This is a genomic window from Brevundimonas sp. GW821-FHT10E09, from assembly GCF_058809375.1.
Genome location: NZ_JBXASO010000001.1, coordinates 79,835 through 100,861, shown reverse-complemented (window position 1 = coordinate 100,861; position 21,027 = coordinate 79,835). Strand labels below are relative to the sequence as shown.

Here is a 21,027-nt window from a genome sequence, read left to right as displayed (position 1 = left end):
TCTCAAGTCTTCGCGCGGGCATGTTCTCCACCCGTCACTTCCTTGAGTCCCTATCGGATCGCCCTTCGCTTGCCAAGCGATCCGCGCTCCATCCGCCGCAAACTCGCCCCAAACCCGTTCGCCCCCTCATCGAACCCCGTTGGATTAAACCTTCGTCATGTTTAAACAGGTACCTTGCGTCGCAAGGTACCTTGCCGTACTCAATCTCCATCAAAGGAGACATCGAGGTGACCGAAACCATCGAGATACAGCTGAAGAAGGGGGTTCTGGGACTTTGCGTCCTGGCGCTTCTGAACCGGGCCGACAGCTACGCCTACGAGATCGCCAGCCGCCTGTCGGACGCGATCGATATGGGGGAAGGCACCATCTACCCCCTGATGCGGCGGATGCAGTCGGACGGACAGGTCGAGACCTATCTGGTCGAGTCCTCGTCCGGCCCGTCCCGCAAATACTATCGCCTGACCGACGCCGGACGGACGGCCCTCGCCGCCCAGACCGCCGAATGGTCGGCCTTCACCCAAGCCGTCGACGCCGTCCTGGCGAGCGACGCGAACACGATCCAGGCTTCGGCGCCCCAGGCGGCCGAGGCTCAACCGGAGGAAACGGAACAATGACGCGCGCGGAATTCATCGCCCGTCTCAGAAGCGGCCTGGTCGGCCTTCCGACCGCCACGGCGACCGACATCGTCGCCGACTATGAGACCCATTTCGCCGACGGTCTGGCCGCCGGCCGCACCGAGGCCGAGGTGGCCGCCGCCCTGGGCGATCCGGGCCGGCTGGCCCGCGAACTGAAGGCCGAGGCCGGGATCCAGCGCTGGCGCCAGGAGAAGAACCCCTCCGCCGCCGCCGCCGCCGTCTTCGCGGTCCTGGGCCTGGGGGCAGTCGACATCCTGATCCTCCTGCCCATTCTGATGGGCGTGGTCGGGACCCTCTTCGGCTTCTTCATCGCCGCCATCGCCCTGTTCATCTCGGGCGGCGGCGTCATGGTGGCCGGTCCCTTCGCCGGCTTCCCCGGCGGCCCGTTCGCGGCGATCCTGATGGGTCTGGGCCTGATGGCCGGGGCCGTCTTCATCGGCGCCCTTCTGACCATCGTCACCATCTGGCTGGTCAACGGGATCGTCTGGTTCGCCCGCCTGCACTACCGGCTGCTGAAGCCGGCGCTTGAACCCCAATCCGACGCCCAGTCTGACGCTACGAGCACGGGAGGCTCGCTATGATCCGCACACTGTTCATCATCGCCGGCGCCGCCCTGGTGCTCTGCATGGTCACCCTGGGCGGGGCCATCGCCCTCGGCGGCCACGACCTGCAACGCCACGGCTGGGCCTGGACCATCAAGGACCGGGACGGCGAGTCGATCCGCTTCGAACGGATCAAGAGCGGCGAGACCGACGGTCTCGGCCCCTTCACCACCCGCACCCTGGCTTGGACCGGCGGCGAGGCCCTGACCATCGATTCCAGCATCGACGTCGAATACGTCCAGGGGCCGGCCAATACCGTGGTCATCACCGGGCCCAAGGGGCTGACCGACCGCGTCACCCTGACGGACGGCCGCCTGTCCCTGGGCGACGGCGACGAACGGATCGTGTTCGGCTGGGACGGCGGAAACTTCTCCGCCCGGTCGGACCGCGACGAGCTGCGCGTCGTCGTCACGGCGCCCAATGTCCGCCGCTTCGCCTCCAACGGCTCGGGCGACCTGGACATCAGCGGCTATGACCAGCCCTCGATGGCCCTGTCGATCTCGGGTTCGGCCGATGTCACCGCCTCGGGCCGCACCGACGCCCTGGATCTCGACATCGCCGGCTCGGGCGACGCCGATCTCCGGGCTCTGGACGCCAAGGACGCCAAGGTTGACATCGCCGGCTCCGGCGACGCCGACATCGCCCCCACCGGCGACGTCCAGGTCAGCATCGCGGGCTCCGGCGACGTCAGCCTGGCCACCCGCCCGGCCAAGCTGACCAGCGAAATCGCCGGCTCCGGCGACGTCTATCAGAACTGAAAGGACCAGACCCTCCCTCGCTTGCGGGGGAGGGTCCGCGACTGCATGAACGTGGTGCGGGGCTGAACCTTACAGGCCCCCTCCGTCACGGCGCTCTGCGCCGCGCCACCTCCCCCAAGGGGGGAGAAATGCGAACACCGAAATCCTCCCCCCTTGGGGGAGGTGGATCGCCGGCGAAGCCGGCGAGACGGAGGGGGCCCGAACGGCGCCAACTGTCACAATGACGCTGGTCTCACCCCAGCGATTCCAACTCCTTGCCAGATTCTCGTCCCGACTTCCCCGCCAGGGTTCGCCCACCCCCTATAATCACGCCCGGTCTCGTCGCTTGGAGGGCTCGTAAGGCCTGCGACCTTGCGGCGGCGGGAGCGGATGGAACGGGAGCGGGGGTGAAATCTCCGCGCCGGCGGCGTCTCAGGACGTCGTCGTAGGGTCGAGGGGGATACTCGATCGCACTCGGGACGGTTCTTCGCAGGGACCGCCGACCCGTCGCAGGCTTATGGGGTTAGGCGATAAGACCGCCACCGCTCGGCGCCCCGAGCTTGCAGGCCAACCATTCGCGCGGGGCGTCAAACCTTCGTCGAAACGGTACTCAGAACACTAAACTCCGGGCGAAGGCCCGGCGCCCCGCCCAGCCCTCCGCTTCCAAAGGGCCTCCAACTCCGCCGAACGGACGGAGCGTTTCGTCACGCCTTCACCCTGCCCTTCATTCCCGCTAAGCCATGCCCATGACCTCCGCCCCTCTTCCCGACGCCGGCGCCAACTGGGTGGATCGCCATGCGCCGCAGCGGCTGAAGCCCTGGCTGAAGCTGGGCCGCTTCGACCGGCCCATCGGCATCTGGCTGCTGCTCCTGCCCGGCTGGCAGGGCGTCACCCTCGCCCTGACCCAGTATCGCCAGGCGCCCGGCCTCTATGACCTGTGGCTGTTCGTCAGTTTCGGCGTCGGCGCCTGTCTGATGCGCGCCGCCGGTTGCGCCTTCAACGACATCGTCGATCGCGACTTCGACGCCCAGGTCGCCCGCACCGCGCTGCGCCCCATCCCCGCCGGCCTGATCAGCGTCAAACAGGCCTGGGCCTTCGTGATCGGCTGCAGCCTGATCAGCCTGCTGATCCTGCTGACCCTGCCCGTCGTCGCCATTGCCCTCGGCGTCGGCTCCCTGGCCCTGGTCGCCGCCTATCCCTTCATGAAGCGGATCACCTGGTGGCCCCAGGCCTGGCTGGGCCTGACCTTCAACTGGGGCGCCCTGATGGGGTTTGCGGCGGCGGTCCCGCTGGTCGCCGGAACTCTGAGCCCCGCCTTCCTCGCCTATCCGACAGGCATCGGCGGCGTCGCAATTCACGTCACCGGCTGGGCGCCCGCCGTCCTCCTCTACCTCGGCGGCGTCTTCTGGACCCTGGGCTACGACACCATCTACGCCCTGCAAGACATCGAGGACGACGCCATGGTCGGGGTCAAATCCTCGGCCCGCCGTCTGGCCTCGGCCGTCCGCCCCGGCGTGGCCGTCTTCTATCTCATCAGCCTGGTCCTGGCCGTCCTGGCCGGTCTGTCAGCCGGACTCGGCCCCCTGTTTTGGCTGGGCCTGGCCCTCTACGCCGCCCATCTGGCGCTTCAGGTCGTCCGCCTCGACCGCACCGACGGCGCCCTGGCGCTGAAACTGTTCAAGTCCAACCGAGAGGCCGGCTTCATCCTGCTGGCCGCCCTCGCCCTCGGATCCATCGGCCTGTGAAGGAGTCTCCCATGAACCGTTCCGTTCGCATCCTGCTGCTGTCCGTCGCCGTCGCGGCCACCGTCGCCGCCTGTCAGCGCCGCGACGACAAGGTCGAGGCTCCGGCCCCCGCCCCGGCCGCGCCCGCCCCCGTCAACCCGGCCGCAGCCGGCGCGCCGATGAGTTTCGACTCCAAGACCCAGTACGCCACGGTCAAACTGACCCTGCCGGACGCGATCAAGTCCAAGCCCGACCTGCACGCCCCCCTCTACGCCGCCGCCGTGCGCGACCTGCGCCAGTTCTCCGAAGGCGCCCAGGCCGACCTGTCCGAGGCCGGCGGCGGCCCCGGCGGCTACGAGAAGACCATCGCCTTCGACCCCGGCGCCGAGACCGGCAAGCTGTTCAGCCTGGCCCGCACCGATTTCGAGTTCACCGGCGGCGCCCACCCCAACACCAGCTTCTCGGCCGTGCTGTGGGACAAGGCGATGAAGAAGCGGCTGGGCTTCGCCGACCTGTTCCGCCCCGGCGCCGATCTGGCGGGCCTGGACAAGGCCCTGTGCGACGCCGCCAACGCCGCCAAACAGGCCCGCTCGCCGGGGTCGGAGACCGCGACCCTGGGCGGCAAGATGTGGACCTGCCCCAAGGCCGTCGCCACCCCCTTCGTCCTGACGCCGGGCACGACGCCGGGCAAGGCGGGCGGGATCACCTTCCTGCTGGGCGCCTATCAGATCGGCCCCTATTCGGACGGCCCCTACCAGATCGCCCTGCCCCAGTCGGTCTTCCGCTCCCTGCTGAACCCCGCCTACGCCGACGAGTTCGCCGGCGCGCCGGTCAAGGCGGGGGACGTGACGCCGAAGAACGGCTGATCAGTCGGCCAGGAACTGATCCACCAGTTCGGCGAACCGCTGGGGCTGGTCGGCCATGATGAAATGCCGGCTGCCGTCGACCCGGATCAGTTTGACGCCGGGCAGGGTCGCATATTCGTGACCCCAGGCCTGATCCGCCTGGGCGGCGGGCGCCCCGCCGTCGGCATCCGAGGCGTAGAGGGCGGTCACCGGCACGCTCAGGTTCGCAAGACCTGGCCGCGCATCCGTCAGCAGGACGTCCCGCATGGCCGCCGCCATGGCCTTGCGGTCCGACCCGGTCGTCCAGTCGACCAGCCTGACCCGCAATGCCGCGTCCCGCGTCATGCCCTGGGCGCTGCCGACCTGGGCGGCGCGGAAGGATTCGTCCGAGAGGGCCAGAAGGGTCTGCGCCGTCTGTTCCGCCGCCGGTCTCATGGCCTCGACCGTCACCTGCGGCCCCCGCAGCGCGCCGAAGAAGGGCAGGCTGTCCACGCTCATCAACCGGCCGACAGCCTCAGGATGCTGCTGGGCCAGCACCAGTCCCGCCAGGGCGCCCATCGAATGACCGATCACCGCCGGCCGCTCCAACCCTTGACTGCGGATGTAGCGGTCCAGTTCCTCGACCACCGGCTGGACGAAGGGGCCGTCGCCATGACTCCAGGCCTCGCCGGCGAAGCCCGCCAGCTGCACGAGATGGACCCGGTGCGTCGCCTTCAGCCGATCCGCCGTGGTCCGCCACACTTCCCGCGAACAGCCGAAGCCGGGGATCAGGATCACATCGGGGCCCGCCCCCACCACCTCCACGGACAGGCGGTCCGAGACGAAGGCGGACGCCTGGGCGCCTGGCTGGGCGAAGGCGGCGGTGACGCCGACCATCAGCGACGGGGTGCAGACCGCCAGACCGAACAGTGCGGCGCGCAGGCGCGGGCGCGCCTTGAAGAAGGCGTTGAACATCGGATGTCTCCCTTGGGTTTTAGGTTTGGTCCGCCGCCGTCAGGCGTGCGGGTTCTCGAAGATTTCCTCGACCGGTCGGTCGAAGGCCGCAGCGATGCGGTAGGCCAGGTCCAGCGAGGGATCGTGCCGCTCGGTCTCCAGGGCGATCACCGCCTGTCGCGACACGCCCAGCGCCTGGCCCAGTTGCTCCTGGGTCCAGCCGCGCTCGACGCGCAGCAGTTTCAGCCGGTTCTTCATCGGCTGGTCCGGATGAAGGGCGCGCTGATTCCGTACATGCCCCAGAACAGGGGTACGATCAGCCAGGTCTCGATATGGGGCGCGCCTGCGAAGCTCTCGCCGAAGCCCCAGAAGGTGGCGACCGCCATGGCCAGTCCCGAAGCGACGATGAACTGTTTAGCCGTAAGGCTGCGGACGAACTCGTCGCTTTCGCGCATCAAGGACAAGACGGCCCAGATCTGGCCGATCACCGGTCCCGAGACCGCCGCCGCCAGCCCCCAGGCCGCCGGCTTTCCCATCACTTCGTCGAAGGCGTCGGTCGTCATCATGGCCACGCAAATGGCCACATAGGGAATGGTGAAGGCCATGGTGCGAATGACGTATCGCCGGTGCGCCGGGGTGGTCGATTTTCCGAAAGACAGCATGTCCGCCTCCTTGTGTAAGGCCAACCTTACATCGGTCAAATGTCATGTCAACCTGACTTTTTGTAAGGAACACCACACATCATCGCATTGCTTTGTCCAGACCCGCCTTAGGGACTAGACTGCCGCCATGCCCGCCGCCCCGCGCTTAGCCGCATCCGCCCTGTTCACGCCCGAGGAATGGGCTCCGTTCCAGGCCCGCTCGGCCTGGGTCGGGCCGCTGCTGGTCGCCCACTGCTGGGCCGTGATCGCGATTGCGGTCGTCGCGGGGGTGCTGATCCCCTGGCTGATCCCGCTGTGCGTCATGGTGATCGGCACGCGCCAGCTGGGTCTGGCGATCCTGATGCACGAGGCGGCGCACGGCGGCCTGTCCCGGAACCTGCGGCTGAACGATTTCCTCGGCCACTGGCTGTGCGCCGTGCCCATCGGCGCCAGCCTGACCGCCTATCGCCCCTATCACCTGGCCCACCACCGCTTCGCCCAACAGCCGGAGGATCCCGACCTGATGCTGTCGGCGCCCTTCCCCGTCTCGCCCGCCTCCCTGCGGCGCAAGCTGATCCGCGACCTGACCGGCCAGACCTTCTTCAAGCAGCGGGTGCTGCTGCCGCTGGCCCAACGGCGCTCAGGCAGCCCGAAGGGCCATAGCGCACAAACAATGAGCGATAGCGCCCACCAATATGAGGCCGTCGTCACCGGCCGCTCGGTCCTGCCCTTCCTCGCCTTCAACGCCCTCCTGCTGGCGGGCTTCGTCGCGGCGGGGGTCTGGTGGGCCTTCTTCGCCTTGTGGCTGCTGCCGATGGCGACCTGGTTCCCGATGGTGACGCGGCTGAGAAACATCGCCGAACACGCCTGCGTCGAGGGCTCGGCCGCCGACGCCTTCCGCGCCGCCCGCACCACCCGCGCCGCCTGGTGGGAGCGGGCCTTCATCGCCCCCTACTGGGTCAATTTCCACGCCGAACATCACCTGTTCATGCATGTGCCGTGCTGGAAGCTGCCGGCCCTGCACCGCGCCGTCCACACCCGTCCCCAGGCCGCCGGCATGGAGGTCGCGCCCGGGTATGCCGACGTGCTGAAGACCGCGACGCGTCGCCGGGCATGACCATCCCCGATCCGGCCGCCTTCATCCACGCCAACACACGTCTCCAGCCCGTGCCCCACGCGCCGGAAATCTCGCTGTGGCTGGCGGACGAGATCACGCCGATCTGGCGCATGACGGAAGAGGAACTGGGCGAACTGGGCCTGCCGCCGCCCTTCTGGGCCTTCGCCTGGGCCGGCGGCCAGGCGCTGAGCCGCTATCTGCTGGATCACCCGCAAGAGGTCGTCGGCAAGCGGGTGCTGGACTTCGCGACCGGTTCGGGCCTGGTCGGGGTGGCGGCCATGCGGGCGGGCGCCGCCTCGGTCCTGTGCGCCGACATCGATCCCTTCTGCCAGGCCGCCGTCGCCGCCAACGCCCAGGCCAACGGCGTGGCCCTGGGCTTCACACCGCTCAATCTGCTGGACGCCCCGCCGCCGGCCGTGGACGTCATCTGCGCCGGCGACATCTGCTACGAAAAGCCGATGACCGAGGCCGTGCTGGCCTGGCTGGGCCAGGCCCGCGCCGCCGGAACCCGTGTCCTGATCGGCGATCCCGGCCGCACCTATTTTCCCCGCTCGGGCCTGGATTTCCTGGCCGAATACAGCGTGCCGACGACCAGAGAGCTGGAGGACCTGGAAATCAAGCGATCCTCCGTCTGGGCCATGCCCTGAGGTCACGGCGCGGCCGCGCTTGCCTCTCGCGCCGTCGCCGCCCATCTTCAAGGACATGAGACTGATCGCGACCCTTTCCATAGTGATCGCCGCCATGGCCTCCAGCGCCGTGGCGCAAACCCCGCCCTATGTCCCGCCTTACGCCGCGCCCTACGGCGCCTATCCCGGCGGCGGTCCTGCGGCGATCGCCGACCAGCATCGCTATGAAAACGACCGGCTGCGGCGACAATCCGAGGCCAACGCCGCCCTGGCCCGACAGCAGCAGATCGAAACCCGTCAGCGCCTGATGCAGATCGAGGCCGCGCGCGAACCGACCGTGTCGCCGGCCGTCCCCGCCCGCCCCCTGTATAACGTCGCCCAGGAGCGCAGCCTGCGCGAAGGCGCCGCCGCTCGTCGCCAACAGACCCGCCAGGGCGTGACCCAGATCGACGACTGGCTGGATCGGCCGAACTGACGCATCCCTTCCCTTTCCTCCGCGTTCCGGCCTAGCTTCAAGACGGATCAGGCGGAGGGAACGGGCATGCGCTGGCAGGGCGGACGGACAGGCGGCGGCGGGATCGAGGATCGCCGAGGTCTCGGCGGCGGGGCGCTGGCGGGCGGCGGGATCGGCGTCGGGGTCCTGGCGATCATCGGCTATCTGGTCTTCGGCATAGATCCGGCGACCACAACCCAGTTGGCCAGCCAGTTCGGCGGCGTCGGCGCCGAGCAGCAGCAGGGTCAGGTCGGGACGCCTGAAGATCAGGCCGGTCGGTTCGTCGATGTCGTCGGGGGCAATATCAACGACGTCTGGACCCAGAAGCTGAACGGCTACGAACCGCCCAAGGTGGTCATCTATGAACAGGGTACATCGACCGGCTGCGGCTTCGGCCAATCGGCCATGGGCCCCTTCTATTGCCCGACCGACAGGACCGTCTATCTGGACCTGGGCTTCTGGCAGGAGATGGAGACGCAACTGGGCGCCTCGGGCGCCGACTTCGCCCGCGCCTACGTCATCGCCCACGAGTTCGGCCACCACGTCCAGACCCTGACCGGAACCTCGGCCCAGGTCCGTCAGGCCCAGCAGCGCGCGCAGGGGGAAGCCGAAGCCAACCAGTATTCCGTCGCGCTGGAGCTTCAGGCCGATTGCTACGCCGGCGTCTGGGCCAGAAACGCCTCGGCCGTCTCGAACGGCCAGGTCGCCCTGGAGCCCGGCGACATCGAGGAGGGCATGAAGACCGCCCAGGCCATCGGCGACGACACCCTGCAACGCCGGGGCGGCGGGCGCGTTTCGCCAGAGAGCTTCACCCACGGCTCCGCAGCCCAGCGGGTCGAGTGGCTGCAACGCGGCTATCAGTCGGGCGACCCGGCCGTCTGCGACACCTTCAGCGGCGCCTGAACAAGGTTTTCGGTGATGGATTCTGCGGGTTGCGGGTCTGGTCCCGCGCCCCTAACACCGCCTCGCGCGCCCCAGCGACGCACAGACCGACGGATACATTCCCATGCACGCTCGCGCCGGCCGCCAGGCCCTTCCGGAAGACCTGATCGACCTCGACGCCCTGATCGGCGCCTATGGATCCGGCCGGCCCGACATGGCCGACCCGGCCCAGCGGGTGGTGTTCGGCACCTCGGGACACCGGGGCTCGGCTCTGGACGGCGCCTTTACCGAGAGCCACATCCTGGCCATCGCCCAGGCCGTCGCCGAATATCGCGCGGCGCAAGGGATCGACGGCCCGCTGTTCGTCGGTCGCGACACCCACGGCCTGTCCGAACCGGCTTGGCGCACGACGCTGGAGGTGCTGGTCGGCAATGGCGTCGAGGTGCTGATCGACGCCCGCGACGGCTTCACCCCGACCCCGGCCGTTTCCCACGCCATTTTGGCCTACAACCGCGACAACAGCCGTCAGGCAGACGGTATCCTGATCACCCCGTCGCACAATCCGCCGCGCGACGGCGGCATAAAATACAATCCCCCCTCCGGCGGTCCGGCCGGCAGCGACGCCACGGGCGCCATAGCCGCCCGCGCCAACCAGTTGATTGAGGGCGGCCTGGCCGAGGTGAAGCGCGTCCCGTTCGACAGGGCCTACGCCACGGCCGGCCGGTTCGACTTCCTGGGCGCCTATATCGACGACCTGCCCAGCGTGCTGGACCTGGACGCCATCCGCGACGCCGGGGTCCGCATGGGGGCCGATCCGCTGGGCGGAGCAGCCGTGGCCTATTGGGGCGAGATCGCCCACCGGCACCGGCTGAACCTGACCGTGGTCAATGACATCGTCGATCCGCGCTGGGCCTTCATGCCGCTGGACGCCGACGGCAAGATCCGCATGGACTGTTCGTCGCCCAGCGCCATGGCCAATCTGATCCGGATGATGCAGGGCGGATCGGCCTATGATCTGGCCTTCGGCAACGACGCCGACGCGGACCGCCACGGCATCGTCACGCCCGACGGCGGCCTGATGAACCCCAATCATTTCCTGGCGGCGGCCGTCGCCTATCTGTTCGTCAACCGTCCCGGCTGGGGCCCGGACGTGGCGGTGGGCAAGACCCTGGTCTCGTCTTCGATGATCGACCGCGTCGTCGCCGGCATGGGCCGCCGCCTGCTGGAGGTGCCGGTCGGGTTCAAGCATTTCGTGCCCGGCCTTCTGGACGGAACCGTCGGCTTCGGCGGCGAGGAATCGGCCGGGGCCACCTTCCTGCGGCGCGACGGCACGGCCTGGTCCACAGACAAGGACGGCCTGCTGCTGTGTCTGCTGGCGGCCGAGATCCAGGCCCGCACGGGTCAGAGCGCCAGCCAGCTCTATGCCGGCCTGACCGAACAATACGGCGCTCCCGCCTATGCCCGGATCGACGCCCCCGCAGATCGGACGCAGAAGGCGCGTCTGGCCGCCTTGAGCTCCGCCGACGTCGCCGCCACCACCCTGGCCGGTCAGCCGATCACCGACATCCTGACCAAGGCCCCCGGCAATGGCGAGGCCATCGGCGGGCTCAAGGTCGTGACCGCCGACGCCTGGTTCGCCGCCCGCCCGTCGGGCACCGAGGACGTCTACAAGATCTACGCAGAGTCCTTCCTGGGAGCGGATCACCTGGCCCAGGTCCAGGCCGAGGCCAAGACGCTCGTGGCCGCCGCCCTGGCGGGCTGAAGGGCTTGAGGCTTGACTTTATGTCCGCGAACCTCCATTTGCGCTGCGTCGCACAATCGCGATCTCCGGCGTCTCCAGCGCGTGTAAGTCCATCTCGGACCTGTCTGTAGAAGCCGCCGGCCCCTCAAGTTCATTCGCTGCCCGGACACGCGGGGCGGCGCCCGATCCACCCCGCAGGCTTCCTTCCGAAGCCCGGCCGGGACTGGCGGTGCGCGGCCCTAAGGCGTCATGCCATGGCTGAAAGCGCTCTGCCGCACGCGAAAGACACTGCTGTGAGCACCACATTCGAATCCATGGGCCTGAACAAGGCCCTTCTTCAGGCGCTGGCGTCGGAAGGCTACACCAAGCCGACCCCGATCCAGGAAAAGGCCATCCCCGACGTCATGCAGGGCAAGGACCTGCTGGGCATCGCCCAGACGGGCACCGGCAAGACCGCCGCCTTCGCCCTGCCGATCCTGCATCGCCTGGCCGAGAACCGCATCGCCCCCAAGCCGCGCACGACGCGCGTGCTGGTCCTGTCGCCCACGCGTGAACTGGCCACCCAGATCGGCGACAGCTTCAAGGCTTACGGCGCCCACCTGGGCTTCCGGGTCGCGGTCATCTTCGGCGGCGTGAAATACGGCGCCCAGGAGCGGGCCCTGCAACAGGGTCTGGACATCCTGGTCGCGGCGCCCGGCCGTCTGCTGGACCACATCCAGCAGAAGAACCTGGACCTGTCCTCGACCGAGATCTTCGTCCTGGACGAAGCCGACCAGATGCTGGACCTGGGCTTCATCAAGCCGATCCGCCAGATCGTCAGCCGCATCCCGGCCAAGCGCCAGAACCTGTTCTTCTCGGCGACCATGCCGACCGAGATCGGCAAGCTGGCGGGCGAGCTGCTGAAGGACCCGGTCAAGGTCCAGGTCACGCCGCAATCCACCACCGTCCAGCGCATCAGCCAGTCGGTCGTCCACGTCGAACAGGGCCGCAAGCGCGCCCTGCTGACCGAAATGTTCAGCGATCCCGAGTACACGCGCTGCCTGGTCTTCACCAAGACCAAGCACGGCGCCGACAAGGTCGCGGCCTATCTGGAAGCGGGCGGGGTCGAGGCCGGCGCCATCCACGGCAACAAGTCCCAGCCCCAGCGTGAACGCACGCTGGACGCCTTCAAGAAGGGCAAGCTGCGCGTCCTGGTCGCCACCGACATCGCCGCGCGCGGCATCGACGTAGACGGCGTCTCGCACGTCGTGAACTTCGAACTGCCCCATGTGCCGGAGGCCTATGTGCACCGCATCGGCCGGACGGCCCGCGCGGGCGCCGACGGCACCGCCATCAGCTTCGTCGCCGGCGACGAGATGAAGCTGCTGAAGGATATCGAGAAGGTCACGCGCCAGAAGATCCCGGCCATCGACCGCCGCAACGACAAGGCCCTGGGCCAGCTGGACGCCACCATCATGGCGACCGGCGTCGGCAAGAAGGCGACCATGCCGGAACGCGAGGGCGGCGAGCGCAATGAAGGCGGCCGGGGTGGTCGTGGGCGCAGCCGCGTGCCGCACCGCGACGGCGTCCGTCCGGAAGGCGGCGGCCAGCCGCATCGCCAGCGCCGCGCCCGTCCCGGCGAGACTCCGGCCGCTCCGCGTCCCGAGCGCGCCTACAACCCCCTGGCCGGTGAGCGCGTGCCCTCGATCAACGACAACGCCAAGCCTGCGGAAGGCGAAATGAAGCGCCGTCCCCGTCGCCGTCCGTCGAACGGCGGCAAGGGCTACGGCGGCGCGGCCAAGGCCTGATCCCCGCTCGCCACCCTCGGGCTTGCCCCGAGGGTGGCGGACCGGAAATCGACGACAAAAAACGGCGGCTCCTTTGCAGGAGCCGCCGTTCTTGTTTCAGCCGATGGCTGTGGACCTTAGAAGTTCCAGGTCGCGCCCATCGAGAAGCCGACGCCGTGGCCCTTGGCCTCGCCGCGCAGGGTGGAGACGACCAGGCCGTTGCCATACACGTCGCGGGTGTCGTTGATCGTGGCCGTATCAATGTCGATATAGGTCACGGCGCCGTCGAAGGTCATGGAGCCCACGCTCTTCGACAGACCGGCGGTGTAGAGGAACCGGTCGCCGTCCGGGATACGGGCGGTGCGGTGATCGTCCGGCGTCGGGGTCGGGTCGTAGCCCAGGCCGGCGCGGACCGTCATGGTCGGATCGATCTTGTAGTCGAAGCCGATCGCGCCGGAGGTGACGTCGTCATAGTCCTGAACGATGGTCGAGGAACCGGACGTTCCATAGGTCACGCGGATGGCGTCGAACTCGCTCCAGCCGATCTGGTTGACCTGGGCGTTCAGCGTCAGGCGGTCATTGACGGCGTAACGGGCCGAGACGGTGGCGTACCAGGGGGTGGTGAAGCTGGCGACGCCGTCAGCCGAGACGTTGGCGGCCGCCAGAACGCCGGTCAGGCCCGAGAGGTTCACGGTGCCTTCCAGCTCGTGCTCGATCTTGGAGCGATAGGACAGACCCAGGTCCAGCTTGCCGAAATGCATCTGGGCGCCGGCGTTCCAGCCGTAATCCCAGCCGTCTCCTTCAAGCTGGTTGCGGCCGTCGGTGCTGGGCGAGACGGCATAGGTCGGAGCAAAGACGCCGGGGATGGCCACGTTCGGCAGGGCCGAGCTCAGGGTCGCCTTGGCGTACTGGGCGTCAAAGCCGGCGCCGATGTCCAGCCAGTCCGTGACCGTCATGGCGGCGACCAGGCTGACATTGGCCGAGCGCAGCTCCGACGTCAGCGCGTCGTAGCGGGCGAAATCGGTCGGCTCGTACTTGGTGGTGAAGTTGAACGGCGCCTGGACGGCCATGCCGACGTTGAAGCGCTCGCCGATCGGCATGGAGACGGCGAAGTTCGGGATGATGCCGCTTTCGACCACGTTATGGACGTGCGGATCGCCGTTGACCGGCGCAGTCCGGCTGACGATGGCCGGGGTGGGGACGTTGTAAGTCAGGCTGGAGCCGCGATCATTGACGTCTGAGTCCAGGATCAGGCCGTGCATGCCGGTGTAGACCTGGCGCTGGGTTCCGGCGATCGCGGCGGGGTTCCACCACAGCGACTGCACGCCCTTGTCGGCGCCTTCGCCCGAGTTGGCGCGGCCCTGGCCGCGGGTCGATTGTTCCTGCACGTAGAACGAACCGGCCATGGCAGGCGCGGCGACGCCGGCCAGCAGGACGGTGGTCAGGGCGATGCCGCCCATACGAGCGAGATTCCTGGGAGTCATTAAGCCATTCCTATAGTGTTGCCCCCGCCATCAGACGCGGCGGTGGGTATCGGGGAGGGTTGTGCACGGCAGCGCTTTCGTCAGGAAAACGTTGCATGCGTGGCGGGTCTCGGCCGGGAAACGGGCGAAACTGTGTCGGAAAAATCGCACACGATCACACCGGCGAGAGGTTACGCGGCGGCAGGTTCATTCCGTCAGGCGACAGTGTCGTGCAACACACAGTCTGCCATGACGTCGGGTAAGGAATCCTTGACCGCCGCACAATCGCCTTGCGTATCCATGATAGGATGGTCATCTGAAAATACCCGCCGCTGCTGATTGAACCATGTACGAAACGCCCGATCTCGAAACCGACGCCCTGGTCCGCACCAGCGCCATCCGCATTCACCAGGCGGAGGACTTCGAGGGGATGCGCAAGGCCGGCCGTCTGGTCGCTGAGGCGCTGGACATGATCACCCCCCATGTTCAGCCGGGCGTGCTGACCAGCACGATCGACGACCTGATCCGCGAGTTCACTCTGGACCACGGCGGCCTGCCGGCGTGCCTGGGCTACAAGGGTTACGAGAAGACCGTCTGCACCTCGATCAACCACGTCGTCTGCCACGGCATTCCCGGCGACCGGGTCCTGAAGGACGGCGACATCGTCAACATCGACCACACGGTCATCGTCGACGGCTGGCACGGCGACTCGAGCCGCATGTATGCGGTCGGCGAGATCAACGCCCGCGCCAAGAAGCTGATCGACGTGACCTATCAGTCGCTGGATCTGGGCCTGGAACAGGTCAAGCCGGGCAACACCTTCGGCGACATCGGTTTCGCCATCCAGAAATTCGTCGAGGCCCAGCGCATGAGCGTGGTGCGCGACTTCTGCGGCCACGGCATCGGCCGGGTCTTCCACGACAGCCCCAATGTCCTGCACTACGGCCGCAAGGGCGAGGGCGCCGTGCTGAAGGCCGGCATGTTCTTCACCGTCGAGCCGATGGTGAACCTGGGCAAGCCGCACGTGAAGGTCCTGTCCGACGGCTGGACCGCCGTGACGCGCGACAAGTCCCTGTCGGCCCAGTGCGAACACACCATCGGGGTGACGGAAGACGGGCTGGAAATCTTCACCGTCAGCCCGGCCGGACTGTTCCGCCCCAACTGAACCCTTGATCCCCCCTCGTCTTCCGCACAGGTTGCGGCAGAAGAGGCAGGGGACATGCTGGACGACCTGACACCCGAACCCAAACCGAAGCCGCGTCACAGCGGCCATCGCGACCGGCTGCGCGAACGGGCCGCCAAGGGCGGGTTGGGCGCCCTGCCCGACTATGAGCTGCTGGAACTGCTGCTGTTCCGCTCCATCCCCTACAAGGACGTCAAGCCGCTGGCCAAGGATCTGCTGGCCCGGTTCGGCGGGCTGGAGGGCATAGGCGCCGCCAGTCACGAGGCCGTCGAGGACCAGGTGGCGCGGACCCTGGCCTATGTGCCCGGCAAGGCGACGCGGGCGGTCGCGCTGGACCTGCAGCTGATCTTCGACGTGACCCGCAGGATCGCGCGCGAGCCGACGGCGAAACGGCCGGTGATCTCGTCGTGGACGGCGCTGCTGGCCTATGTGCGAGTCGCCCTGCAGCACGAGCCGCGCGAGCAGTTCCGGGTGCTGTATCTTGACAAGAAAAACCAGCTGATCCTGGACGAGGTGCAGAACCGCGGCACCGTCGATCACGCCCCCGTCTATCCCCGCGAAGTGGTGCGACGGGCCTTGGAACTGTCGGCCAGCGCCCTGATCCTGGTCCACAACCATCCGTCCGGCGACCCCACCCCCAGCCGCGCCGACATCGAGATCACGAAACAGGTTGTGCAGGCCGGCCGAGCCCTTAACGTCGAGGTTCACGACCATCTGGTCGTCGGCCGCGACGGGGTGGCCAGCTTCAAGCAACTGGGCCTGATGTGAACGCTGAAATTCTCAAGACTGAGAGGCTGGTTCTGACACCGGTCGAGGTGAACGACCTAAGCCCCCTGATCACGCTTTGGGCCGACGAAGAATTCACCCGCCACATCACGGGTCGGCCCCTGACGAGCGAGGAGGTCTGGTTTCGGCTGCTACGCGACCTGGGACAGTGGAGCGTCGCCGGCTACGGCGCCTGGACCGTCCGCCTGGTGAACAACGGCTCCTATCTGGGCAGCGTCTCGATACTGGATCACCGACGATTGATCGATCCGCCCCTGACCGACCCCGAACTGGGCTGGGGCCTTTCGCCGGCCTTCCAAGGCCAGGGCTTCGCTTCTGAAGCCGTGCAAGCGGTTCTGGACTGGGCGGACGTCCGCCTGCCGGCCGCACGCACTGTCTGCATGATCGCGCCGGAGAACCTCGCCTCCGTTCGGCTGGCGGAACGGGTCGGCTACCGCCCCTATGCGACGACGACCTACAAGGACGGTCCGGTTCAGCTCTTTGAACGGCCGAAACAGGCGTAGCCCGGCATTAAGGTTTATCGGGCATGCTGAAGGAGAACGATCCAAGAGCCCCGCCCATGCCCATGTCCGTCGAAACCCTGCGCCAGCATCTGGTCGAGGCCTTTCCCGACGCCGAGATCGCCATCGACGACCTGGCCGGAGACGGCGACCACTATCGCGCCCGCATCGTCTCCAGCGCCTTCGCCGGCATGCCGCGCGTGCGCCAGCACCAGTTGGTCTATGCCGCGTTAAAGGGACAGATGGGCGGCGAACTGCACGCCCTGGCGCTCGAAACCGCCGCCCCGCCCAAGGAGGCTTGATTCCATGCGCTATCGCCCCTTCGGCGTGTCCGGCGCCGCCATTTCCAACCTGACCCTCAGCTTCGGGCTGGACAATCTGGCGCGCGGTCGTGAGGGCGCGCTGAACCTGCTTTATTCCGCCCTGGAAGCCGGGGTGAATTCCTATCGGCTCGAGACCGCCGATCCGGTTGCGGCCGAGGTGCTGGGCGAAGCCCTGGCCCATGTGGATCGCAAGCTGGTCTGTGTCAGCCTGACCCTGGGCGTCGGCGCAGGCCGCGAGGCGGCGCGCGATTTCTCGGCCGAAGGCATGACCGGCGCCATCGACCGGGTGCTGCATTTCTCGGGCCTGGGCTGGATCGATGTCGCGGTGCTGCACGAGCCGGGCGAGCACGAACTGCCGCAGTCGTCGCTGAACGCGCTCAAGGCCCTGCGCGCCACCGGGCGCATCAAGCTGCTGGGCGTGGCGGGCGGCGGCGAGGTCATGGACACCTATGTCTCCACCGGCGCCTTCGACGCCCTGGTGACCCCGTTCGACATCAACGCCGACTGGAGGCTGCGCAATCGTGTCCGCGCCGCCCGCGAACAGGACATGTCGGTCTTCGCCTACGACTATTTCACGGACCGCCGCGCCAAACCGCGTGGAACCGAGCCTGTTGCGAAAAAGGGCTTCTTCGGCCTGGGCGGCGCGCCCAAACGCCCGCCCCAATCGCGGCAAAGCGACGCCTTCGGCTTCCTGTATCGCACGCCCAACTGGCCGGCCGAGGCGATCTGCCTCAGCTATGTCCTGACCGATCCGACCATCTCCAGCGTCATCATACGCGCCAATGACGTGGAACGGCTGAGCATGCTGGCCTCGACGCCGGAACGCGACCTGCCCCCGGGCCTGGCGGCCCAGATCGAAATGGGCCGGGTCACGGCCTCGGCTGCGGCCTGATCTCGAAGCATAGACGCGACCACGCCTTGACCCGGCCGTCGCCTCTCCCTAGCTGACGACCTTCACGAAAGGCCTCTCCCGTGACCGACACCGTTCCTGCCGCCGATCCCGTCCACGCCTTCATCGGCGACACTGTCGCCCAGCATGACGTCGTGCTGTTCATGAAGGGCACGCCGGACCAGCCCCGCTGCGGCTTCTCCTCGCTGGCCGTCCAGATCCTGGACCATGTCGGGGCCTCCTTCGTCGGCGTCGACGTGCTGCAGGACGAAGCCCTGCGCGAGGGCGTCAAGAGCTTCACCGACTGGCCCACCATTCCCCAGTTGTATGTGAAGGGCGAATTCGTCGGCGGGTCGGACATCATCCGCGAAATGTTCCAGGCCGGCGAACTTCAGGCCCTGATGGCCGAGAAGGGCGTGCCGCTCGGCGAAGCCTGATGGCTCGCCCGGTCCTGACGCCGCGCGAGGATCGCGAGGTCTTCGTCGTGCCGCTGGAGGTCCGCCCCGAACACATCGACGCCAACGGCCACGTCAACAATGTCGTCTATGTCGGCTGGCTTCAGGACGTCGGCACGGCCCATTGGAACGCCCGCTTCGACGCGGAGACCCGGGCGCGATGCTCCTGGGTCGCCCTGCGGCACGAGATCGACTATCTGCGCGCCATCGCGCCCGGCGCGACCGGGATTGTGGCCCGGACCTGGGTGGGCGACCCGCAGGGACCACGCTTCAACCGCTATGTCCGCATCGAGGACGCCGAGGGCCGGGTCTGCGCCCAGGGCGTCTCGGAATGGTGTCTGGTGGACGCTGCGACCCTGAGGCCGCAGCGCATACCGTCGTCGATGCTGAAGGTGTTCGAGACTACTTCAGCGGATTGAGGATCCGCGCCGGCGCGCCGGGCTCCAGGCCCAGGTCGGCGTAGGTCCAGCGCAGTTCCACGCCGTCGGGCAGCAGGGCCTTGCACAGGTCCGGCTTGGTGCGACGCAGGGTGATCTCGGTCGGCGAATTCTCGGCCACGGACACTTCGAAGTCCGAAGCCTGGGTGCAGCCGTTGGAATCGACCCGGACGACCAGGGCGCCGTCTGCAAAGCGCGCCTCGCGAATGGCTTCGGCCGGCGGGGCGTCGTTGCGGGTCACGTTGACCGAGACGTTCTCGCCCGCATCGCTGTCATAGATGACGCAGGCCGACAGCAGCGGCGCGACGCACGCTGCGACCGCCAGACCCTTCAGCAGGCCGCGCATCATTGGTCCGACGCCGGGGCGGTGATGACCCGCGTGGTCGGCTTTTCGGTCGAGACGATGATGCAGCCCGACAGCAGCGGGGCGGCGATGGCGATGGCGAGAGCGAGACGAAGCATTGGTGTGATCCCCTAATGAGCTTGACGCTTTTGTGGCGCGCGTCGACGCGCCAGGCACGTGAATTTTCGGCAAGCCAGGTGAACAATCGGAAAGGTCGGGCCTTGATCGCGACTGCAACCGGCATAGCTACCGTCCCTCTCCCCTCCCCGGACGCCCCCATGAGCCAGCTCTTTTCGCCGCGCAGCATCGGCCCCCTGACGCTGAAGAACCGCATCGTCATCGCGCCGATGTGTCAGTATTCCGCGATCGACGGCGTGCCCCAGCCCTGGCACGTCCAGCATATCGGCCGTCTGGCGGTGTCTGGCGCGGGCCTGGTCATCATCGAGGCCACCGGGGTGGAGGCCGCCGGCCGGATCACGCCCGACGACACCGGCCTGTGGAACGACGAACAGGAGGCCGCCTTCGCCGAGATCCTGCGCGGCATCCGAACCTATTCCCACACCCCCATCGGGGTTCAGCTGGGCCACGCCGGCCGCAAGGCCTCGACCTCGGCGCCGTGGAAGGGCGGTCGCGCCCTGGGCCCGGACGAGGGCGCCTGGCATACCTACGGCCCCTCGGCCCTGCCCTTCCGCGACGACTGGCACACTCCCGCCGAAATGACCGAGGCCGACATGGACCGGGTGGTCGCCGCCTTTGAGGACGCGGCTCGCCGCGCCGACCGCGCCGGGTTCGACCTGGTCGAACTGCACGCCGCCCACGGCTATCTGCTCACCGAATTCCTGTCGCCCCTGTCGAACCACCGCGCGGACCAGTACGGCGGTTCAGCCGAGGCGCGGATGCGCTTTCCGCTACGGGTGGCCCAGGCTCTGCGCGAGGCCTGGCCCAGGACCAAGGCCCTGGGCGTGCGTTTCAACGGGTCCGACTGGGTCGAGGGCGGCGTGGCCCTGGACGAGGTGATCGCCTTCGGTCGCGCCCTGCATGAGATGGGCTACGGCTATCTGCACCTGACCTCGGGCGGCAATGTCGCCCGCGCCGACATTCCGGGCGCCGAGCCCGGCTATCAGGTCCGCTTCGCCGAGGCGGTCAAACAGGCCGTGCCGGACGCCGCCGTCATGGCGGTGGGCATGATCTTCGATCCGCAACAGGCCGAGGACATCGTCGCCTCGGGCCAGGCCGACATCATCGCCATCGCCCGCGCGGCTCTGGACGACCCCAACTGGCCCCACCACGCCGCCGTGGCCCTGGGCCAGGGCGAGGGTCTGCCGCCCCAGTACGAGCGGGCGGGCAAGGCGCACTGGCCGGGTTACGGCCGGTAAGCGCGGCTCAGGTCTGGGGCAGCTGATAGGGGTTGTTGACGCTGACGGGCGAGCCGGGCGCCAGGCCCAGCTCCTCGAACGACCACTTCAGCTCGACCCCGTCGACCAGGGGCTCCTTGCAGGTGTCCTCATCGAGGCGGCGCAGGGTGATGACCGCATCGGCGCCCTTGATGCTGACGATGGGGATCAGGTCTTCCTTGCGGGTGCAGCCGTTGGAACTGACCCAGAAGACGGCCGCGTCCTTGGTGAAGGCGGCGGCGTGGATCGGTTCAAGCGCGCCGGGCATGCCCACGGTCGAAACACTGGGCGCATCCACCCCCGCGCAGGCGGATACGCCCGACACAGCGGCGATAAACGCCATAGATTTGAAGACGGCGCGCATCGCTTAGGCGGCCTCCCCTGCTCCGTCGAACCCTGAACAGCCCGAGAATGCGCCTGTTCGCCCCGGAAGGGAACAGGCCGATAAACGAAGGGCCCCGGACGGATCCGGGGCCCTTCCAACTCAATTTTCTGCTGCCGCTCAGGTCGCC

General features: G+C 68.0%; 25 protein-coding genes. 19 read left to right on the top strand and 6 right to left on the bottom strand.

All coding sequences use genetic code 11. The features are described from left to right. Positions 1 to 227: 227 nt before the first annotated feature. The 5 genes from AC1RSI_RS00480 (at position 228) to AC1RSI_RS00460 (ending at position 4,564) form a co-directional block, all read left to right on the top strand. Positions 228 to 614 carry a PadR family transcriptional regulator gene (locus AC1RSI_RS00480; RefSeq protein WP_008261972.1) on the top strand — a complete coding sequence of 129 codons (387 nt, stop codon included), beginning with the start codon at positions 228 to 230 and terminating at the stop codon, positions 612 to 614. Next, positions 611 to 1,216 (top strand): DUF1700 domain-containing protein, encoded by a 606-nt coding sequence (locus AC1RSI_RS00475; RefSeq protein WP_154726539.1) that lies wholly within the window; start codon positions 611 to 613, stop codon positions 1,214 to 1,216. The genes AC1RSI_RS00480 and AC1RSI_RS00475 overlap by 4 nt, the downstream gene beginning before the upstream one ends. Then, complete coding sequence (locus AC1RSI_RS00470; protein ID WP_154726540.1) at positions 1,213 to 1,995, top strand: head GIN domain-containing protein; 783 nt, start codon at positions 1,213 to 1,215, stop codon at positions 1,993 to 1,995. Before AC1RSI_RS00475 ends, AC1RSI_RS00470 begins: the two co-directional genes overlap by 4 nt. A gap of 725 nt (positions 1,996 to 2,720) precedes the next feature. Further along, a complete protein-coding gene (gene ubiA / locus AC1RSI_RS00465; protein ID WP_035311401.1) occupies positions 2,721 to 3,719 on the top strand; it encodes a 4-hydroxybenzoate octaprenyltransferase in 999 nt (332 codons plus the stop codon). Between the two features lie 11 nt (positions 3,720 to 3,730). Then, positions 3,731 to 4,564: a DUF3298 and DUF4163 domain-containing protein gene (locus AC1RSI_RS00460; protein WP_291752704.1), complete on the top strand. Its 834-nt coding sequence runs from the start codon at positions 3,731 to 3,733 to the stop codon at positions 4,562 to 4,564. Here the strand turns inward: AC1RSI_RS00460 and AC1RSI_RS00455 are convergent, their stop codons facing one another. Genes AC1RSI_RS00455 through AC1RSI_RS00445 form a run of 3 tightly spaced genes read right to left on the bottom strand, consistent with a single transcriptional unit; the run spans position 4,565 to position 6,138 of the window. Then, positions 4,565 to 5,497: an alpha/beta fold hydrolase gene (locus AC1RSI_RS00455; protein ID WP_008258689.1), complete on the bottom strand. Its 933-nt coding sequence runs from the start codon at positions 5,495 to 5,497 to the stop codon at positions 4,565 to 4,567. Between the two features lie 39 nt (positions 5,498 to 5,536). Further along, positions 5,537 to 5,734: a helix-turn-helix transcriptional regulator gene (locus AC1RSI_RS00450; RefSeq protein ID WP_008264044.1), complete on the bottom strand. Its 198-nt coding sequence runs from the start codon at positions 5,732 to 5,734 to the stop codon at positions 5,537 to 5,539. Beyond that, complete coding sequence (locus tag AC1RSI_RS00445) at positions 5,731 to 6,138, bottom strand: hypothetical protein (RefSeq protein WP_035310980.1); 408 nt, start codon at positions 6,136 to 6,138, stop codon at positions 5,731 to 5,733. Before AC1RSI_RS00445 ends, AC1RSI_RS00450 begins: the two co-directional genes overlap by 4 nt. 127 nt (positions 6,139 to 6,265) lie before the next feature. Between AC1RSI_RS00445 and AC1RSI_RS00440 the strand changes: the two genes are divergently transcribed. The 6 genes from AC1RSI_RS00440 to AC1RSI_RS00415 all read left to right on the top strand — a co-directional run bounded on the left by AC1RSI_RS00440 (position 6,266) and on the right by AC1RSI_RS00415 (position 12,763). Beyond that, positions 6,266 to 7,234, top strand: coding sequence for a fatty acid desaturase family protein (locus tag AC1RSI_RS00440; protein ID WP_154726370.1), 969 nt, complete (start codon positions 6,266 to 6,268; stop codon positions 7,232 to 7,234). Then, positions 7,231 to 7,881 (top strand): class I SAM-dependent methyltransferase, encoded by a 651-nt coding sequence (locus AC1RSI_RS00435; RefSeq protein WP_154726369.1) that lies wholly within the window; start codon positions 7,231 to 7,233, stop codon positions 7,879 to 7,881. Before AC1RSI_RS00440 ends, AC1RSI_RS00435 begins: the two co-directional genes overlap by 4 nt. A gap of 55 nt (positions 7,882 to 7,936) precedes the next feature. Continuing rightward, entirely contained in the window at positions 7,937 to 8,335 is a 399-nt protein-coding gene (locus AC1RSI_RS00430; RefSeq protein ID WP_230307656.1) for a hypothetical protein, read from the top strand. Between the two features lie 66 nt (positions 8,336 to 8,401). Then, positions 8,402 to 9,256 (top strand): KPN_02809 family neutral zinc metallopeptidase, encoded by an 855-nt coding sequence (ypfJ, locus tag AC1RSI_RS00425; protein WP_154726367.1) that lies wholly within the window; start codon positions 8,402 to 8,404, stop codon positions 9,254 to 9,256. A 103-nt stretch (positions 9,257 to 9,359) separates the two neighbouring features. Next, positions 9,360 to 10,997: a phosphoglucomutase (alpha-D-glucose-1,6-bisphosphate-dependent) gene (gene pgm / locus AC1RSI_RS00420; RefSeq protein WP_154726366.1), complete on the top strand. Its 1,638-nt coding sequence runs from the start codon at positions 9,360 to 9,362 to the stop codon at positions 10,995 to 10,997. Positions 10,998 to 11,230: 233 nt separating this feature from the next. After that, a complete protein-coding gene (locus AC1RSI_RS00415; protein WP_197019757.1) occupies positions 11,231 to 12,763 on the top strand; it encodes a DEAD/DEAH box helicase in 1,533 nt (510 codons plus the stop codon). Between the two features lie 116 nt (positions 12,764 to 12,879). Here AC1RSI_RS00415 and AC1RSI_RS00410 read toward each other — a convergent pair whose 3' ends face one another. Next, on the bottom strand, positions 12,880 to 14,202 hold the full coding sequence (locus AC1RSI_RS00410) for an OmpP1/FadL family transporter (protein WP_052005012.1): 1,323 nt from the start codon (positions 14,200 to 14,202) through the stop codon (positions 12,880 to 12,882). 349 nt (positions 14,203 to 14,551) lie between these two features. Between AC1RSI_RS00410 and map the strand changes: the two genes are divergently transcribed. The 7 genes from map to AC1RSI_RS00375 all read left to right on the top strand — a co-directional run bounded on the left by map (position 14,552) and on the right by AC1RSI_RS00375 (position 18,760). After that, positions 14,552 to 15,370 (top strand): type I methionyl aminopeptidase, encoded by an 819-nt coding sequence (gene map / locus AC1RSI_RS00405; protein WP_035308556.1) that lies wholly within the window; start codon positions 14,552 to 14,554, stop codon positions 15,368 to 15,370. A gap of 54 nt (positions 15,371 to 15,424) precedes the next feature. Continuing rightward, a complete protein-coding gene (radC, locus tag AC1RSI_RS00400) occupies positions 15,425 to 16,156 on the top strand; it encodes a RadC family protein (protein WP_154726365.1) in 732 nt (243 codons plus the stop codon). Then, complete coding sequence (locus AC1RSI_RS00395; protein WP_154726364.1) at positions 16,153 to 16,677, top strand: GNAT family N-acetyltransferase; 525 nt, start codon at positions 16,153 to 16,155, stop codon at positions 16,675 to 16,677. The genes radC and AC1RSI_RS00395 overlap by 4 nt, the downstream gene beginning before the upstream one ends. A gap of 56 nt (positions 16,678 to 16,733) precedes the next feature. Further along, on the top strand, positions 16,734 to 16,976 hold the full coding sequence (locus tag AC1RSI_RS00390) for a BolA family protein (RefSeq protein ID WP_035308550.1): 243 nt from the start codon (positions 16,734 to 16,736) through the stop codon (positions 16,974 to 16,976). A 4-nt stretch (positions 16,977 to 16,980) separates the two neighbouring features. Beyond that, the gene (locus AC1RSI_RS00385) at positions 16,981 to 17,889 is read left to right on the top strand and encodes an aldo-keto reductase family protein (protein ID WP_008261640.1); all 909 of its coding nucleotides are present in this window, start codon (positions 16,981 to 16,983) and stop codon (positions 17,887 to 17,889) included. An 80-nt stretch (positions 17,890 to 17,969) separates the two neighbouring features. Further along, positions 17,970 to 18,323 (top strand): Grx4 family monothiol glutaredoxin, encoded by a 354-nt coding sequence (gene grxD, locus AC1RSI_RS00380; protein ID WP_008264037.1) that lies wholly within the window; start codon positions 17,970 to 17,972, stop codon positions 18,321 to 18,323. Beyond that, on the top strand, positions 18,323 to 18,760 hold the full coding sequence (locus AC1RSI_RS00375) for an acyl-CoA thioesterase (RefSeq protein ID WP_008258943.1): 438 nt from the start codon (positions 18,323 to 18,325) through the stop codon (positions 18,758 to 18,760). Before grxD ends, AC1RSI_RS00375 begins: the two co-directional genes overlap by 1 nt. On the opposite strand, the gene AC1RSI_RS00370 is transcribed toward AC1RSI_RS00375, so the two are convergent. Then, a complete protein-coding gene (locus tag AC1RSI_RS00370; RefSeq protein WP_154726371.1) occupies positions 18,744 to 19,124 on the bottom strand; it encodes a hypothetical protein in 381 nt (126 codons plus the stop codon). The genes AC1RSI_RS00375 and AC1RSI_RS00370 overlap by 17 nt on opposite strands. Positions 19,125 to 19,399: 275 nt before the next feature. Between AC1RSI_RS00370 and AC1RSI_RS00365 the strand changes: the two genes are divergently transcribed. Beyond that, a complete protein-coding gene (locus AC1RSI_RS00365; protein ID WP_154726363.1) occupies positions 19,400 to 20,497 on the top strand; it encodes an NADH:flavin oxidoreductase/NADH oxidase in 1,098 nt (365 codons plus the stop codon). A gap of 7 nt (positions 20,498 to 20,504) precedes the next feature. Here the strand turns inward: AC1RSI_RS00365 and AC1RSI_RS00360 are convergent, their stop codons facing one another. Next, entirely contained in the window at positions 20,505 to 20,879 is a 375-nt protein-coding gene (locus tag AC1RSI_RS00360) for a hypothetical protein (protein WP_008262318.1), read from the bottom strand. Positions 20,880 to 21,027: the final 148 nt, after the last annotated feature.